Raw genomic sequence first — 15,293 nt, 5'->3', positions numbered from 1 at the left:
GAGAGCGTATGGCCGGACCCTGGAAAGATGCACGCGGCATAACCGTCACCACCACGCCGACGATCGAAGGCAAGCCCATCCAGGAATATCTGGGCATCGTAACCGGCGAGGTGATCGTCGGCGCGAACCTGTTCCGCGACCTCTTCGCGAATATCCGCGACATCGTGGGCGGGCGTTCGGGCAGTTACGAGCGCATATTGCGCGACGCGCGCGAACAGGCGATCGAGGAATTGCAGGCCGAAGCGGCGACGCGCGGCGGCAATGCAGTGGTCGGCGTCGATCTCGACTACGAGGTGATCGGTGACACCGGCTCGATGCTGATGGTTTCCGCCAGCGGAACTGCAGTTAGGGTTTAACCCCGCACGAGGCCCAGCGCCTTGTAAGTTGCGTCGAGCGTCGGCACCGCAATCTCGCGTGCGCGGGAAGCGCCGCGCGCGAGTATGGCATCCAGCGCCTCGCGATCCTCGAGCAATTCGATGAAGCGCGCCGAGATCGGGCGGAGGCTTTCGACCAGCACCTCGCCCAGCGCGGGCTTGAACTTGCCGAAGCCTTCTCCGCCATATTCACCCAGCACGTCGCTCACGCTGCGATCGGTCAACGCGGCATAGATCGTCACCAGGTTCAGCGCTTCCGGACGTCCGGCCAGCCCTGCTTCCTCGCTGGGCAGCGCCTCGGGATCGGTCTTGGCTTTCTTGACCTTTTTCATGACGGTATCGGGGTCGTCCGCCAGATTGATCCGGCTCATCTCGGACGGATCGGACTTGCTCATCTTTGCCATGCCGTCACGCAGGCTCATGATCCGTGCGGCCTGCGGCGGAACGATCGGATCGGGCAGGGTGAAGACGGGCGCATCCTCTGATGCGAAGTCATTGTTGAACTTCTGCGCAATGTCGCGCGCCAGCTCCAGGTGCTGCTTCTGGTCTTCGCCCACCGGCACATGCGTCGCCTGGTAGAGCAGCACGTCGGCAGCCTGCAGCACCGGATAGGTGAACAGGGCGACCGACTGGCCTTCGCGGTTCTTGCCCGCCTTGTCCTTCCACTGAGTCATGCGGTTGAGCCAGCCCATCCGGGCCGTGCCGCCGAGCAGCCATTGCAGCTCGGCATGTTGCGGAACCTGTGCCTGGTTGAACAGCACGCTCTTCGCCGGATCGATCCCGCAGGCGACCAGCGCCGCCGCCATCTCGAGCGTGCCCTTGTGCAGGTCGGCCGGAACGTGCGGCATGGAGATCGCATGAAGGTCGGCCAGGAAGAAGAGGCATTGGTTCTTCTCTGCGCTACCGCCTGAGGCTGCTTGAGCGCGGTTCGCATCCTCCATCTCGTCCTGCATGCGCACCCAGTTGCGGATCGCGCCCAGGTAATTGCCGAGGTGGAGATTGCCCGTGGGCTGGATGCCGGAGACTACACGCATGATGATCTTACGGAGCTTTCTTCTTGGTAAGGGCGGCAAGCCGCTGCCTGTCGATGGCGCCGACCGCAAAGGCGACGCCGAAATAGACCACTGCCGAACAGCCGACGAGGACGAGCAGGGCGCCCAGTCGCTCGAACAGTCCGGCAGAGAACCAGCCGGTTAGCAAATCGCGCGCGAACCACAAGGCACCGCCCATGGCCGCGGCGGCAACAAGCTGGCGGGCGATCCTGCCGACAAGTGCCAGCGGAATGGAATAATAGCCGCGCTTGACGAGGATCACATAGAGATAGGCGACGTTGATCCACGCGCCGATCACGCTGGCAAAGGCGACGCCGACCACGCCGTAATCGGTCAGGATGGCGAAGTTCAGCCCGACGAAGACAAACAGCGAAATGAAGGCGGCATATACCGGGGTCTTGGTGTCCGAACGGGCGTAGAAATTGGGGACCAGCACCTTGACCAGCACATAGGCGGGCAGGCCCAGCACCAGCGCGGCGAGCACCTGGCCCGTCGCGGCTGCATCGGCCAGATCGAAGCGGCCGCCCTGGAAGATCATGGTCACGAACGGTACGGCGCACACCGCCAGCGCCACTGCCGCCGGTATGGTGAGCAGCATGGACAGCTCGATCGCATCGGACTGGATGCGATCTGCGCCTTCCTTGTTCTTGCTGCCCACGAATTTCGACAGCGTCGGAAGGATGGCGGTCGACAGCGCGATCCCGATGATTCCCAGCGGCAGCTGGTTCAGACGGTCGGCATAGTTCATGTAACTCACCGAACCGTCGGCCAGCTGGTTGAGGAAATAGAGCTGGACGAGCGTATTGATCTGATACGCGCCGCCGCCGATTGCCGCCGGCAGGGCGATTATGCTCAGCCGCTTTACCTCGGGCGTGATGCGCGGCCAGAGCAATTTGGGCCGGAAGCCTTCCACCCGGGTCCAGTAATAGAGCCAAGCGAGTTGCAGCACGCCCGCGCCGGGCACGGCCCAGGCCACTGCATAACCAACCTGCTCCACGTTCCAGCCAAGAGTATCGGCTGCATATTCGCCGCCCAGCAACGCCGCAATCAGTACGAGGTTGAGAATGATCGGAAAGCTTGCACCCGGGGCGAAACGGCTCACCGAATTGAGCATTCCGGTGAACAGTGTAACCAGGCTGACCAGCACGATATAGGGAAACATGACCCGCGCGAAGGCCACGGCCAGATCAAAATTTTCCGGATCGATCGGTTTTTCGGACAAAATCCAGATCACGCCCGGCATGGCAACCATCATCACCGCACACAGCAGGATAAGCACGGGGAGGAATACGCTCAGCACGTCGTCCGAAAAGCTGCGCGCACTCTCCAGCCCGGTTTCGGGGTCTGTGGTGCCATGCAGGCGCTTTGAGAACATCGGCACGAAGGCGGCCGAGAATGCGCCTTCCGCGAAGAGGCGGCGGAAGACGTTGGGAATGATGAAGGCCTGAAACCACGCATCGGTCACCGCATTGGCGCCGAGCACGCGGCTGAAGATCATCTCGCGCGCCATGCCAGCGACGCGGCTCACCATCGTCAGCGAGCCGATCGTCCCGACATGTTTGAGCAGGCTCATGGCCTATTAGGTCTCTGATGCGTCAGTTGTCGCCGGCCGGCGCAGGTGCGCCTTCGCCCTGCTGCGCCGCGCGGGCTTGCAACTGCTGCTGGTAGAGGGCACCGAAATCCATCGGATCGAGCAGCAGCGGCGGGAAGCCGGCATCGCGCACGGCATCGGAAATCACTGCGCGGGCGAAAGGGAAGAGCAGGCGCGGAGCCTCGGCGAAGAGGAAGGCATGGGCGTGCTCGTCGGGCACATTACGAATGCCCACGAGCCCGCAATAGGCCAGTTCGACGATGTAGAGATTACCCTTTTCGCCATCGGCGCGGGCCGTCATCTTCAGCTCGACCTCGTGGACCTCGTCGCTCACCTTGTTTGCGCCGATGTTCACCTGCACGTCCACACGCGGCTGGTCGTTCCACTGGAAGCTCTGCGGTGCGTTGGGATTCTCGACCGAGAGGTCTTTGATGTACTGATTGATCAGGCCCACCGCCGGACGGTTGTCCGCACCGTTGGCACCGGCTGCAGGGTCCATGTTGAGATCGGTCAGTACGTCGTTTTCATCGGCCATGGGAAAATCACTTCTTTGCGTATGTCGAATCGGATTGGCCGGCGCCCGTGCGGGCCGCCCGGCTGGTTCGGCGCGCGCCTAGCACCCCCTCGCGCGCGGGGCAATGCGGCTGACGGAGCCTCCGGCAACCCGGCGCAAGCATGGTGCGGCGGAGCATTGCCCGTTTGTAATTCCTATCTAGGGCAGGTAAGTGTGGAACTGCCTGGCCCTCCGGCACGTAGGCAAAACAGAACCTGCAATTGGACTAGTATTTGTGATCTACGAGATCGTCATCCTCGCCGCCATCGCCGCCTTTCTCGGGCTGCGTCTCTATTCCGTGCTCGGGCAGCGTTCCGAGCATGAAGAAGAACCGGCACGGCACCGCTTCGATGCACCCGATTCCCAGGTTCCGCCTGTGACCGGTCATCAGTCTGCGGGCACGCGCGAGCCTGTCCGGCTGCGGAGCGTGGACAATGCCTCTTCCGCCAATGAAAGCGCCATTCGCGCCATCGCCAGTGCCGATCCGCGGTTCGACCTGCTCGCCTTCCTCGACGGGGCGAAGGCAGCCTACGGCATGATCCTCGAAGCCTTCTGGGAAGGCGACAAGGAAACCCTGCGCGAACTGACGGACGACGATGTCTATGCCGGTTTTGCAGCCGCCATCGATGCCCGCACCGAAGCGGGCGAGACGCTGGAAAACCGTCTCATCCGCATCGAGGATGCGACGGTCCATTCGGCGGATCTCGATCGGCGCACGGCGCGTATCTCGGTCCTGTTCGTATCCGACATTGCCTCGCTGACGCGCGACAAGGATGGCAACGTCATCGCCGGTTCGCTGGACGATGCGGTGGAAAGCCGCGATATCTGGACCTTCCGCCGCAATGTCGATGCGAGCGATCCGAACTGGGTGCTCGACGAGACCGACCAGGGCTGATCGCCGTCCCATAATTCGGAGAGTATCCATGCATCGTCTCGCCGGGCTGGTAGCAGCCTTCAGCCTTGCGGGATGCGCTGCCATTCCCGACGCCCGTCCCCCGATGGACACGGGCGCAGTGGAGCCACCCCCGGCGATACCTGCAGATACCGCTTTGGCGGCCACTCTTTCTCCGGGCCCCGCCATCGAGACCATGCCGTTTGCCGGTTGGGATGCTGCGCCCGCTCTCGCGGCCTTCCGCGCCTCGTGCAGCAAGATCCTGTTTCGCGATGACGCCAGCGGTTTGACGCGGCGGGTCGATTGGCAAGGCCCTTGCGGCGCGGCGGAAAACTGGTCGGGCGATCCGGTGGAATTCTTCAGAAGCCAGTTCGAAACTGTCATTGTCGGTGACGGGGAAGCCTTTGCCACTGGCTATTTCGAGCCGGAGATACTCGGCAGCCGCGTACAGGCGCCGGGATACCAAATACCGGTCTATGCCATGCCCGACGATCTCGTGCGTGCCTGGCCGGAAGACATGCCCGAAAGCGAGCGAACCGGCCGCCCGCCGCTCGGCCGCTATGACGAGAACGGCGATTTCGTACCCTATTACGAACGCGCCGAGATCGAGACGGGCGTGCTCGGCGGCAAAGTGCCGGTGATCGCCTGGGCAGCCGATCCGGTCGAATTCTTCTTTCTCCAAATCCAGGGCAGCGGTTTGCTGCGTTTGCCCGACGGCAATTTGATGCGCATCGGTTATGCGGGACAGAACGGCCGCGAATATGTCGGCATCGGGCGCGTGATGCGCGAACAGGGCCTGATCGGCGACGGCACGCCCTATCCCACCTCGATGCAGGGGATCATCGCCTATATCCGCGACAATCCGGAAAAGGGTGCGGAGATCATGCGGCTCAACAAGAGCTGGATATTCTTCCGCGAACTCGACACCGAAGGTCCGCTCGGCTCGCTCGAAATCCCGGTGAAGCGCGGCGATAGCGTGGCGGTTGATCCGAAATTCGTGCCCTATGGCGCCCCGGTCTGGCTGGACATGGAGCATGACGTGGCCGACGGCCTGTGGATTGCGCAGGATACCGGCGGAGCGATCAAGGGCGCGAACCGCTTCGACACTTTCTGGGGCAATGGCGCGGACGCCCGTGAAATCGCCGGCGGCATGAGCAGCCGCGGCAGGTCTTACCTGCTGCTTCCCAAGGGGACGCTTGCGCGCTTGAAGCCATGACGGCGCCTCGGGGGCTGAGCGCAGAGGAAGCGGCCGCCTGGGAGAAGGTGACGGCGACGGTGAAGCCCTTGCACCCGCAGGTCATTCGCAAGCAGCCTGCGCCCGTGGTTTCGCCGCCCAAACCGCAGGCGAAGGCGCCCGTAGCCAAGCCTCCAAGGCCGACTCCGGCTCCAAGGCCAGTCGTCCAGCAGGTCCGGCGCCCGCAGAACAATCTGGATTCGCATTGGGACAAGCGGCTGAAAACCGGCACCATACAGCCCGATTTCACTCTCGACCTGCACGGCCACGGTCTCGACGCGGCCTATGATCGTCTGATGAGCGGCGTCGCGCAGGCCCGCGCCATGGGTGCACGCACCATCCTGCTCGTCACGGGCAAGCCGCGCCCCGTCGATCCGGCCGACCGCGGCATCAAACGCGGCGCCATTCGCGCCAAGGTGCTGGACTGGCTGGCAGCCTCCAGCCACCATTCCGCCATCGCAGCAGTAAGGCGCGCCCACCTCCGCCACGGCGGAGAGGGCGCGCTCTACATCGTTCTCAGGCGAGAACGGTAAGCATACGGGACAACAAAAAGCCCCCGGCATTGTGCTGCCGGGGGCTCCTCGCTCCCGAAGGGTCCTCGGCGGCCCTACCGGTGATATTTCGCGTATTCGAGATCGAAGCGGTCGGCATCCATGACCTTGGTCCAGGCCTTGACGAAATCGCGCACGAACTTCTCTTCATTGCCGTTTTCGGCATAGACTTCGGCCACGGCCCGCAGGCGGGAATTGGAACCGAAGACCAGATCGGTGCGGGTTGCGCGCCATTTTTCGCTGCCATGGATGCGGCACCGACCGACGAATTCCTCGTCGCCGCTTTCGTCGACCACTTCCCATACCGTGCCCATGTGGAGCAGGTTGAGGAAGAAGCTGTTGTCGAGCTTGCCGGGCGTTTCGGTGAGCACACCGATCTTGTTGCCGTGCTTGGCATGCTTGCTCACCGCGCCCAGCGCGCGCAAGCCGCCGACCAGCACGGTCATCTCGGGGATCGAGAGGCCGAGTAGGTGAGCCCTGTCGATCAGCAGATCCTCGGTCTTCACCGAAGCCTTGGTCTTCAGGTAATTGCGGAAACCGTCGGCAAAGGGCTCCAGCGGCTCCCAGCTTTCGGCATCGAAATCTTCCCGCTTCGCATCGCCGCGGCCGGTGGTGACCGGGACGGAGATATCGAAACCGGCATCCTTCGCCGCCTTTTCGACTGCTGCCGAACCGGCGATGACGATGGCATCGGCCATGGAAATGCTTCCGCGGATTTCGTCGAGCTTGTTCAGCACCTTGCCGAGCTCTTCGGGATCGTTGACCGTCCAGTTGCGGATCTCGTCGAAGCGGATATGCGCCCCGTTGGCACCGCCGCGGTGATCCGAATTGCGGTAGGTCGAGGCCGAAGCCCAGGCCGCCTTGACCAGTTCGGCAATCGAAAGGCCACTGCTCAGTACCTTAGATTTGAACGAGGACAGGTCGCTGTCGGATACCTGCGTTCCGGCCGGGATCGGATCCTGCCAGATCAGGTCTTCGGCGGGAACTTCGGGGCCGAGATAGCGGACCTTGGGCCCCATGTCGCGGTGGGTCAGCTTGAACCATGCGCGGGCGAATGCATCGTCGAGCGCGGCCTGGTCGTTGAGGAAGCGTTCCGAAATCTTGCGATATTCGGGATCGCGCTTCAGCGCCATGTCCGCCGTGGTCATGATGGTCGGGACCTTCTTGTTCGGGTCCCGCGCATCGGGTGCCAGATCGGCTTCCTCCGGATTGACAGGGGTCCACTGGTAGGCACCGGCAGGCGATTTGGTCAGCTCGTAGTCGTATTTGAACAACAGACGGAAATAGTCATTGCCCCACTGTGTGGGATTCGGGGTCCACGAACCTTCGATACCGCTGGTGGTGATATGGCCCTTTTCGATCTCTTCAGGATCGGTCAGCCAGCCGAAGCCCATGCGATGCAGGTTCTCGCCTTCCGGAGCGCTACCGAACGTATCCGAAGGTGCCGCGCCGTGGCACTTGCCGAAAGCGTGGCCACCGGCGGTCAGGGCGACGGTTTCTTCGTCGTTCATCGCCATGCGGGCGAAGGTTTCGCGCATGTCGCGCGCCATGCCCTCGGCATCGTGCGGATTGCCGCCCGGCCCTTCGGGATTGACGTAGATGAGACCCATCTGGATCGCGGCGAGCGGATTTTCGAGCGCCTTGCCTTCATCGGGAAGGATACGGGTTTCGACGCCCTCATTAACCCATTTCTCTTCGGTGCCCCAATAGACGGTTTCCGGATCGAACACGTCCTTGCGGCCGCCACCGAAGCCGAACACCGGCCCGCCCATCGATTCGATTGCGACATTGCCGGTGAGGATGAAGAGGTCGGCCCAGCTGATTTGCTTGCCGTATTTCTGCTTGATCGGCCACAGCAGGCGGCGTGCCTTGTCGAGATTGCCATTGTCGGGCCAGCTGTTGAGCGGGGCGAAGCGCTGCTGGCCGCTGGAAGCGCCGCCGCGTCCGTCGCCGGTGCGATAGGTGCCGGCCGCATGCCATGCCATGCGGATGAAGAAGGGGCCGTAATGCCCATAGTCTGCCGGCCACCAGGGCTGGCTGTCGGTCATCAGGTCGGTAAGGTCTTTCTTCAGCGCGGTGTAATCAAGCGCATTGAAGGCTTCGCAATAATCGAAATCTTCGCCCATCGGATCGGCGGCACGGCCGCCTTCGGTGAGGATTTCGAGATCGAGCTGGTCGGGCCACCAATCGCGGTTGGTGCGGCCGAGCAGCGAGCGGGTACCTCCGTCACCGTGGAAGGGGCAGCCGCTGATGTCTCCGGTCTTGGCGTCCATGAAAACTCTCTCCTCTAGAAATTAAAGACTCGGTCTCCCGTCCGAGGTTGGGCAGCACGTTGAACCCGGTCGGCTTATTCGTCCAATCGATTAAACGGTTCAAATAGATAGGCGGAAGCGATTGTGCGGCGAGCTGTGGCGCGCATACGAAAAACGCCGCCATCCTGCTGGAATGACGACGCTTTCGTGTTGCGTTTATGAACGGTCAGGCGGCTTGGGCTATCTCTTCGGCAGGCTCGGTCCGGATCAGGTAATCGAAGGCAGAGAGCCCGGCCTTCGAACCTTCGCCCATGGCGACCACGATCTGCTTGTAGGGCACGTCGGTTACGTCGCCTGCACCGAAGATGCCGGGCAGGTTTGTGCGGCCTTCCTCGTCGGTCGCGATTTCGCCGAAGTTGGTAAGTTCGAGACCGCTATCCTTGAGCCATTCGGTGTTCGGCACCAGGCCGATCTGCACGAACACGCCTTCCAGCTCGATCCGGCGCGTGTCGCCGCTCTTGCGGTCCTTCAGCATCAGCCCGTCGACCTTGCCGCCATTGCCAGTAATCTCAGTGGTCTGGCCGCTGGTGACGATTTCGACATTGTCCATGCTGCGGAGCTTCTTCTGCAGTACCTCGTCTGCGCGCAGCTTTTCGTCATATTCGATCAGCGTGACATGGCCGACGATCTTGGCAAGATCGATCGCTGCCTCTACGCCCGAATTGCCGCCGCCGATCACCGCGATGCGCTTGCCCTTGAACAGCGGACCGTCGCAGTGCGGGCAATAGGCCACGCCCTTGTTGCGATACTCCGCTTCGCCCGGAACGCCCAGGTTGCGCCAGCGCGCGCCGGTCGCAAGGATCAGGCTGCGCGTCTTGAGCGATGCGCCATTGCCAAGCTCCACCGTGTGCAGCCCGCCTTCTTCCTTAGCCGGGACCAGCTTTACCGCCCTGGAGAGGTTCATCAGGTCGATATCGTATTCGCCGATATGGCGTTCGAGATCACCCGCCAGCTTGGGACCCTCGGTATAGGCGGTACCGGGCAGGTTCTCGATGCCCAGCGTGTCATGCAGCTGTCCGCCGAAGCGTTCGGCCGCAATACCGGTACGGAAACCCTTGCGCGCGGTATAGATCGCCGAGGCGGCACCCGCAGGACCTCCGCCGACAACCAGCACTTCGAACGGGTCCTTGGCGGCGAGCTTCTCCGCCGCCTTTGCGTCCGCGCCGGTATCCACCTTGGCGAGGATTTCGGCCAGTTCCATCTTGCCATTGTAAAAGGGTTCACCGTTGAGGAAGGTCGCGGGCACGGCCATCACGTCACGTGCATCGACTTCGTCCTGATAGGTGCCGCCTTCGATCAGCGTCGCCGTGACGCGCGGGTTTTCCAGCGCCATCAGCGTCAGTGCCTGCACCACGTCGGGGCAGTTGTGGCAGCTCAGCGAGAAATACATCTCGAAATTGAAATCGCCCTCCAGCCCGCGCACCTGCTCGAGCAGGTCGGCGTCGACCTTGGGCGGATGGCCGCCAGCCCACAGCAGGGCAAGCACCAGCGAGGTGAACTCGTGCCCCATGGGGAGCCCCGCGAACCGCACCCACTTCTCCGCATCGCTGGCGCGGCGGATGACGAAGCTGGGCTTGCGGTCATCGGTGCCGTCGAAGCTGGCGCTGACGTCTTCGTGCAGCGCGGCGATCTCTTCGAGCAGTTCGCGCGTCTGGCGCGATTTCTCATCGTCGCCAAGCGAGGCGACCAGTTCCACCGGCTCGCGCAGATTGGCGAGATAGGTCTTCAGCTGCTGGGTAAGGTTCGCATCGAGCATGGACGGACTCCGGGCGTAGGTTGCGGGCGTGATCGAAATTCAAAGGGATGGAAAAGACCCGGGGCTGGGGGGGAGGATTGCCCCGGGTCTTCCAGCGACCCGAGATTATTGTCTCGGGCTCTTGAGGCGGGCGAAAACTAGGAACGCCCGCCTTAATATTTCCTGTCGGTTTAGATCTTGCCGACGAGGTCGAGCGAAGGTGCCAGCGTGTCGCTGCCTTCTTCCCATGCGGCCGGGCAGACCTGGCCGGGATTGGCGCGGACATACTGGGCAGCCTTGATCTTGCGGGCGAGTTCGTTGGCATTGCGGCCTACGCCTTCACAAGTCTGTTCCATGATCTGGATCACGCCGTCCGGATCGACCACGAAGGTTGCACGGTCGGCAAGGCCTGCGCCTTCACGCAGCACGTCGAAATTGCGCGCGAGGACGTGGTTCTGGTCGCCGAGGAACGGGAAGCTCAGCTTGCCGATCTTCTCGCTGGTGTCGTGCCATGCCTTGTGGCTGAAATGCGTGTCGGTCGACACAGCATAGACCTCGACGTCCATCTTCTGGAGCATGTTGTACTGCTCGCCCAGATCTTCGAGTTCGGTCGGGCAGACGAAGGTGAAGTCGGCCGGGTAGAAGAAGAATACGGCCCACTTGCCTTTCACGTCTTCGTCGGTGACTTCATAGAAATCTTCACCGGCCTTGAAGGCGGTGGCGCTGAACGGTTTGATCTGGCTTCCGATGATACCCATAGGTTTTTCTCCGTTGTTCGGGTTGAAACTGATGGGTGTCAGATAGGCGATGTCGCGATGCACAAAAGCGATATGTTGCGATTGTTAGCATCGGAATAATCGATTAACTCAATGGAACTTTCGAAAAGCGCAACAGAAAGAGGGTTTCGTTGCGTCTGGTGCAAGGTAGAGGGGCATTTGGGAGGAAGGAAGAGTCCAAACACTGCCAGCTACCTCACACCATCGCGCGGCAAATCCTCCCGCATGAGACTTGGGCGCGCGCTCTGCTTGTCGCGGACCCTAGCTACATTGCGCCCGATGAAGCAGTCTGTGATCCGCCAGCACCAGTGCCATCATGGCCTCGACTACCGGCGTGCCGCGGATGCCGACGCAGGGGTCGTGGCGGCCCTTGGTGCGGACTTCGGTCGCCTCGCCCTGCCGGTCGATACTGGCCACCGGGGTCAGGATCGAACTGGTCGGCTTGAAGGCCACGCGGCAGACCACCGGCTGGCCGGTCGAGATGCCGCCAGCGATACCTCCTGCGTGATTGGCGGCGAATTCCGGACCATTCTCACCGGGTGACATGCCATCGGCATTCTGCTCGCCGGTCAGGCGTGCGGCGTCGAAGCCATCGCCGATCTCGACGCCCTTGACCGCGTTGATACTCATCATGCCCGCCGCCAGATCGCTATCGAGTTTCGCATAGATCGGCGCGCCCCAGCCTGCGGGAACGCCTTCCGCTACGCATTCGACCACTGCGCCGAGCGATGATCCGGCCTTTCGCGCATCGTCGACCAGTGCTTCCCACCGTTTCGTCGCCGCTGCATCGGGACACCAGAAGGGATTGCGCGCGATTTCGTCGCGGTCGAAATTGGCTGGATCGATCCGGTCGCCGCCAATTTCGGCGACATAGGCGAGGATGCTTACGCCAGGGATGACCTTCCGCGCCACCGCGCCCGTCGCCACCCGCATCGCCGTCTCGCGCGCGCTGCTGCGTCCGCCACCGCGATAGTCCCTAAGCCCATATTTCGCGTCATAGGCATAGTCGGCATGACCGGGGCGATAGGTATTGGCGATCTCGGAATAGTCCTTGGACCGCTGATCGGTGTTTTCGATCAGCAGGCTGATGGGAGTGCCCGTGGTCTTCCCCTCGAACACGCCCGACAGGATGCGAACCTCGTCCGGCTCCTTGCGCTGGGTGGTGAACTTGTTCTGTCCCGGCTTGCGCGCATCGAGGAAGGGTTGAATGTCGGTTTCCGCCAGCTCGATCCCCGGCGGGCACCCATCGACCACCGCGCCTATCGCGGCTCCGTGGCTTTCTCCCCAGGTGGTGAAGCGCAGCACGCGTCCGAATGTGTTCCAGCTCATGAGCTTCTGTCTGTCGCAACTGTGGGCGCGTGTCCATTCGTGCTGGACCAAAACCTTCTTGAGGGGCAAGAACAAAGCATGCCCAAGGAAACCCCATGATAGCGAAGCTGAAGGGCCTGCTCGACGAAACCGGCGCCGACTGGGCGGTGATCGATGTCTCGGGTGTTGGCTATCTCGTCCATTGTTCGTCGAAGACCCTCGCCGCTCTGGGCGAGCAGGGGGAAGCCTGCACCGTCTATACCGACCTGCAGGTTTCGGAAAACGACATGCGGCTGCTCGGCTTCGCCGAGGCGGCGGAGCGTGACTGGTTCCGTCTGCTCACGCAGGTACAGGGCGTAGGCAGCAAGGTCGCGCTGGCGATCCTTTCGGCGCTGTCGACCGGCGAGCTGCAGCAGGCCTGCGCCCGGGGCGATGCCGCCACCGTTGCGCGCGCGCAGGGAGTGGGGCCGAAGCTGGCCGGGCGGATCGTCAACGAATTGAAGGACAAGGCCGGAGCACTGCCCGCATCGGGCCCGGGAATGGCGGCTGCGGCGCTTCCGGCGGGCGGTGCCAGTGCCGACGCCGTGAGCGCGCTCGAGAACCTCGGCTTCAAGCCCGCCGTAGCCGCGCGCGCAGTGGCGGCGGCGCAGGGCGAGTTGGGCGAGGGCGCGAGCGAAGGCGAGCTGATACGGGTCGCACTGAAGAAGGCTGCAGGATGAGCCGGGCTACCTATCCTTCCCGTTATACTGAACTCGTTTCAGCATCCAATTCGCCGATCGACCATCCGTCTGAGGACGTCGCAATGGACCACTCTGTAATAACCGCTCATGCCGGACCTCAGCAGCGCGGCTATACGATGAACACGTTTTGAGTGCCACGGCATGATATTTGTTCGCGGCATCATGGGTGATGTTAAGTTGAACCCGGTCATCAAGTTCTGGGGAGGCTTGGCCTTGTTTGTTGTGTTGGCCATTGCTGGACTTGTGATCCGGTTTGCCAATGTCATCGACTCTGCCGAAGAATGCAAAGCGCGAGGCGGGGCGTGGGTGGTTGGACCTGTTCCTTCACGTGCTGGAGGCGCATTGTCGTCCGCCAATTCGTGTGTGATCGAAGCCAGGAGTAACCAAGGCGATAGATGATTGAACCCGTCCCCCTCCATTCGCCTGATCGGCAGCCGGAAGATCCGGACGCGGCTCTGCGGCCCAAGAGCCTTGCCGAGTTCGTCGGGCAGAAGGCGGCGCGCGAGAATTTGCGTGTGTTCATCGAGGCGGCGAAGAACCGCGGCGAGGCGATGGACCATGTCTTGTTCTTCGGTCCTCCCGGTCTCGGCAAGACCACGCTGGCGCAGATCGTCTCGAAGGAACTGGGCGTGGGCTTTCGCGCTACCAGCGGGCCGGTGATCGCCAAGGCGGGTGACCTTGCCGCGCTTCTCACCAATCTCGAGCCGAACGATGTACTCTTCATCGACGAGATCCACCGGCTCAATCCGGTGGTCGAGGAAGTGCTCTATCCGGCAATGGAAGACCGTGCGCTCGATATCATCATCGGCGAGGGTCCCTCGGCGCGCAGCGTCAGGATCGACCTGCCACCCTTCACGCTGGTCGGTGCGACCACGCGGCAGGGGCTGCTGACCACGCCCTTGCGCGACCGTTTCGGCATTCCGGTGCGCCTCAACTTCTACACCGAGAACGAACTGCTCAAGGTCGTCACCCGCGGGGCGGGGCTGCTCGGCATGGGGATCGACGAGGGCGGCGCGCGCGAGATTGCCCGCCGGTCGCGCGGCACTCCGCGCGTTGCAGGGCGCCTGATGCGCCGCGTACGCGATTTCGCATCCGTGCTGGACGAACCTTTGGTTACCACCAGGGTTGCGGACGAGGCGCTGACCCGGCTGGAGGTCGATAGCCTCGGCCTCGACGCAATGGACCGCCGCTACCTCACCATGATCGCCACCACCTACAAAGGCGGGCCGGTCGGCGTGGAAACGCTTGCGGCGGGCCTCAGCGAGCCGCGCGACACGGTCGAGGAAGTGATCGAGCCCTATCTCATCCAGCTCGGCCTGATTGCGCGCACCGCGCGTGGGCGGATGCTCAACGATGGCGGCTGGAGCCATTTGGGAATGCGTCCCCCGCAGGCTTCGCAGGCCCCGCAGGGCGGTCTGTTCGAAGACGACGCCTAGGCGTTTTCGGCCGGGCCCGGACTGCGGCACCAGTCTTCCATCCGGTACCACTGGGTCACGACATATTTTCGCCCGGCCTCGACCGGCATCCCTGCGTGCAGGGTCGCCGGATTGGGGTCACCGTGGCGGTCGACATTGTTCCAGGCGATGAGCATGCCCGGCTCGGGCGCGACGCTCAGGCCCAATTCGGGAAAATCGGTCTCACCGCCAGCCTCTACTGTGTTGAGATAGACCATGGCCGACCATGTTCGCTGCCCGCCGCGGCGGCGTTCAAGCTGCCAGTGTTCGCGCTCGACCCGGAAGAAGTCCCGGTGGTGGCGATATTCCTGGCCGATATCGTAACGCTGGCCCTGCACGGTTTCGGCCTGCCGCCGTTCGAGGCCGAGCAGGTCGTCGAGCTTCGCGCCCAACGCCGCGACTTCAGGCTCCTCGGCGGAGAAGTAATGGGTCTGGCTGGTGCGCGCGCCGGTTCCGGTCGGGTCGGAGAACAGTGGGGAGGGCAGCAGATTGCTTTCAATGAGTTCGATCAACCGCTCACATTCCGCCGGAGCGAGGAAGCCCGGCATCAGGAACAGTTCGGCCTTCTTGCTGCCCCGCTCGCTTACGCCTTCGGTTGCGCGCAGCCGCTCCGCAACCTCCCGGCCAATGGCGGAAAGGCGCGCGGGATCGGCCTTCTCGTCGAAATTGCCAGAGGCGAGGCGGCGGCGCAGCCAGTCCAGCATTGCCGCCGCCCTTCCAG

The 15,293-nt window shown here is 62.9% G+C and carries 15 protein-coding genes; 7 read left to right on the top strand and 8 right to left on the bottom strand.

The annotated features are described in order from the left end of the window. Positions 1 to 8 precede the first annotated feature (8 nt). Entirely contained in the window at positions 9 to 356 is a 348-nt protein-coding gene (locus tag AC13CE_RS13760) for a heavy metal-binding domain-containing protein (RefSeq protein ID WP_202391916.1), read from the top strand. On the opposite strand, the gene trpS is transcribed toward AC13CE_RS13760, so the two are convergent. Genes trpS through secB form a run of 3 tightly spaced genes read right to left on the bottom strand, consistent with a single transcriptional unit; the run spans position 353 to position 3,552 of the window. Next, positions 353 to 1,408: a tryptophan--tRNA ligase gene (trpS, locus tag AC13CE_RS13755; RefSeq protein ID WP_482972707.1), complete on the bottom strand. Its 1,056-nt coding sequence runs from the start codon at positions 1,406 to 1,408 to the stop codon at positions 353 to 355. The two genes, AC13CE_RS13760 and trpS, sit on opposite strands and share 4 nt — an antisense overlap. A gap of 7 nt (positions 1,409 to 1,415) precedes the next feature. Then, the gene (gene murJ, locus AC13CE_RS13750; protein WP_473822148.1) at positions 1,416 to 2,999 is read right to left on the bottom strand and encodes a murein biosynthesis integral membrane protein MurJ; all 1,584 of its coding nucleotides are present in this window, start codon (positions 2,997 to 2,999) and stop codon (positions 1,416 to 1,418) included. Between the two features lie 22 nt (positions 3,000 to 3,021). Further along, positions 3,022 to 3,552 carry a protein-export chaperone SecB gene (gene secB / locus AC13CE_RS13745; protein ID WP_221541217.1) on the bottom strand — a complete coding sequence of 177 codons (531 nt, stop codon included), beginning with the start codon at positions 3,550 to 3,552 and terminating at the stop codon, positions 3,022 to 3,024. Positions 3,553 to 3,805: 253 nt separating this feature from the next. Here secB and AC13CE_RS13740 point away from each other — a divergent pair, with 253 nt between their 5' ends. The 3 genes from AC13CE_RS13740 to AC13CE_RS13730 are packed head-to-tail and all read left to right on the top strand — an operon-like array spanning position 3,806 to position 6,229. Next, entirely contained in the window at positions 3,806 to 4,465 is a 660-nt protein-coding gene (locus AC13CE_RS13740) for a Tim44/TimA family putative adaptor protein (protein ID WP_473822150.1), read from the top strand. Positions 4,466 to 4,493: 28 nt separating this feature from the next. Further along, positions 4,494 to 5,678, top strand: coding sequence for a murein transglycosylase A (mltA, locus tag AC13CE_RS13735; protein WP_482972706.1), 1,185 nt, complete (start codon positions 4,494 to 4,496; stop codon positions 5,676 to 5,678). After that, on the top strand, positions 5,675 to 6,229 hold the full coding sequence (locus tag AC13CE_RS13730) for a Smr/MutS family protein (RefSeq protein WP_482972705.1): 555 nt from the start codon (positions 5,675 to 5,677) through the stop codon (positions 6,227 to 6,229). Before mltA ends, AC13CE_RS13730 begins: the two co-directional genes overlap by 4 nt. 74 nt (positions 6,230 to 6,303) lie before the next feature. On the opposite strand, the gene katG is transcribed toward AC13CE_RS13730, so the two are convergent. The 4 genes from katG to aroC form a co-directional block, all read right to left on the bottom strand. Further along, positions 6,304 to 8,520 carry a catalase/peroxidase HPI gene (katG, locus tag AC13CE_RS13725; RefSeq protein WP_482972704.1) on the bottom strand — a complete coding sequence of 739 codons (2,217 nt, stop codon included), beginning with the start codon at positions 8,518 to 8,520 and terminating at the stop codon, positions 6,304 to 6,306. 205 nt (positions 8,521 to 8,725) lie between these two features. Beyond that, on the bottom strand, positions 8,726 to 10,315 hold the full coding sequence (ahpF, locus tag AC13CE_RS13720; protein ID WP_473821561.1) for an alkyl hydroperoxide reductase subunit F: 1,590 nt from the start codon (positions 10,313 to 10,315) through the stop codon (positions 8,726 to 8,728). 170 nt (positions 10,316 to 10,485) lie between these two features. Further along, the gene (gene ahpC / locus AC13CE_RS13715) at positions 10,486 to 11,052 is read right to left on the bottom strand and encodes an alkyl hydroperoxide reductase subunit C (protein ID WP_473821562.1); all 567 of its coding nucleotides are present in this window, start codon (positions 11,050 to 11,052) and stop codon (positions 10,486 to 10,488) included. Between the two features lie 279 nt (positions 11,053 to 11,331). Next, positions 11,332 to 12,399 (bottom strand): chorismate synthase, encoded by a 1,068-nt coding sequence (aroC, locus tag AC13CE_RS13710; RefSeq protein ID WP_482972703.1) that lies wholly within the window; start codon positions 12,397 to 12,399, stop codon positions 11,332 to 11,334. A 95-nt stretch (positions 12,400 to 12,494) separates the two neighbouring features. Here aroC and ruvA point away from each other — a divergent pair, with 95 nt between their 5' ends. The 3 genes from ruvA to ruvB all read left to right on the top strand — a co-directional run bounded on the left by ruvA (position 12,495) and on the right by ruvB (position 14,554). Continuing rightward, on the top strand, positions 12,495 to 13,097 hold the full coding sequence (gene ruvA, locus AC13CE_RS13705; RefSeq protein WP_473821564.1) for a Holliday junction branch migration protein RuvA: 603 nt from the start codon (positions 12,495 to 12,497) through the stop codon (positions 13,095 to 13,097). A gap of 183 nt (positions 13,098 to 13,280) precedes the next feature. Continuing rightward, a complete protein-coding gene (locus AC13CE_RS13700) occupies positions 13,281 to 13,517 on the top strand; it encodes a hypothetical protein (RefSeq protein WP_482972702.1) in 237 nt (78 codons plus the stop codon). Continuing rightward, on the top strand, positions 13,514 to 14,554 hold the full coding sequence (gene ruvB, locus AC13CE_RS13695) for a Holliday junction branch migration DNA helicase RuvB (RefSeq protein ID WP_482972701.1): 1,041 nt from the start codon (positions 13,514 to 13,516) through the stop codon (positions 14,552 to 14,554). Before AC13CE_RS13700 ends, ruvB begins: the two co-directional genes overlap by 4 nt. Here the strand turns inward: ruvB and AC13CE_RS13690 are convergent. Next, positions 14,551 to 15,276, bottom strand: coding sequence for a prolyl hydroxylase family protein (locus AC13CE_RS13690; protein WP_482972700.1), 726 nt, complete (start codon positions 15,274 to 15,276; stop codon positions 14,551 to 14,553). The genes ruvB and AC13CE_RS13690 overlap by 4 nt on opposite strands. Positions 15,277 to 15,293 lie beyond the last annotated feature (17 nt).

Source organism: Qipengyuania sp. B-5 (genome assembly GCF_056857815.1).
The sequence above is the reverse complement of the archived record's forward strand: the minus strand, read 5'-3'. Positions and strand labels throughout refer to the sequence as shown.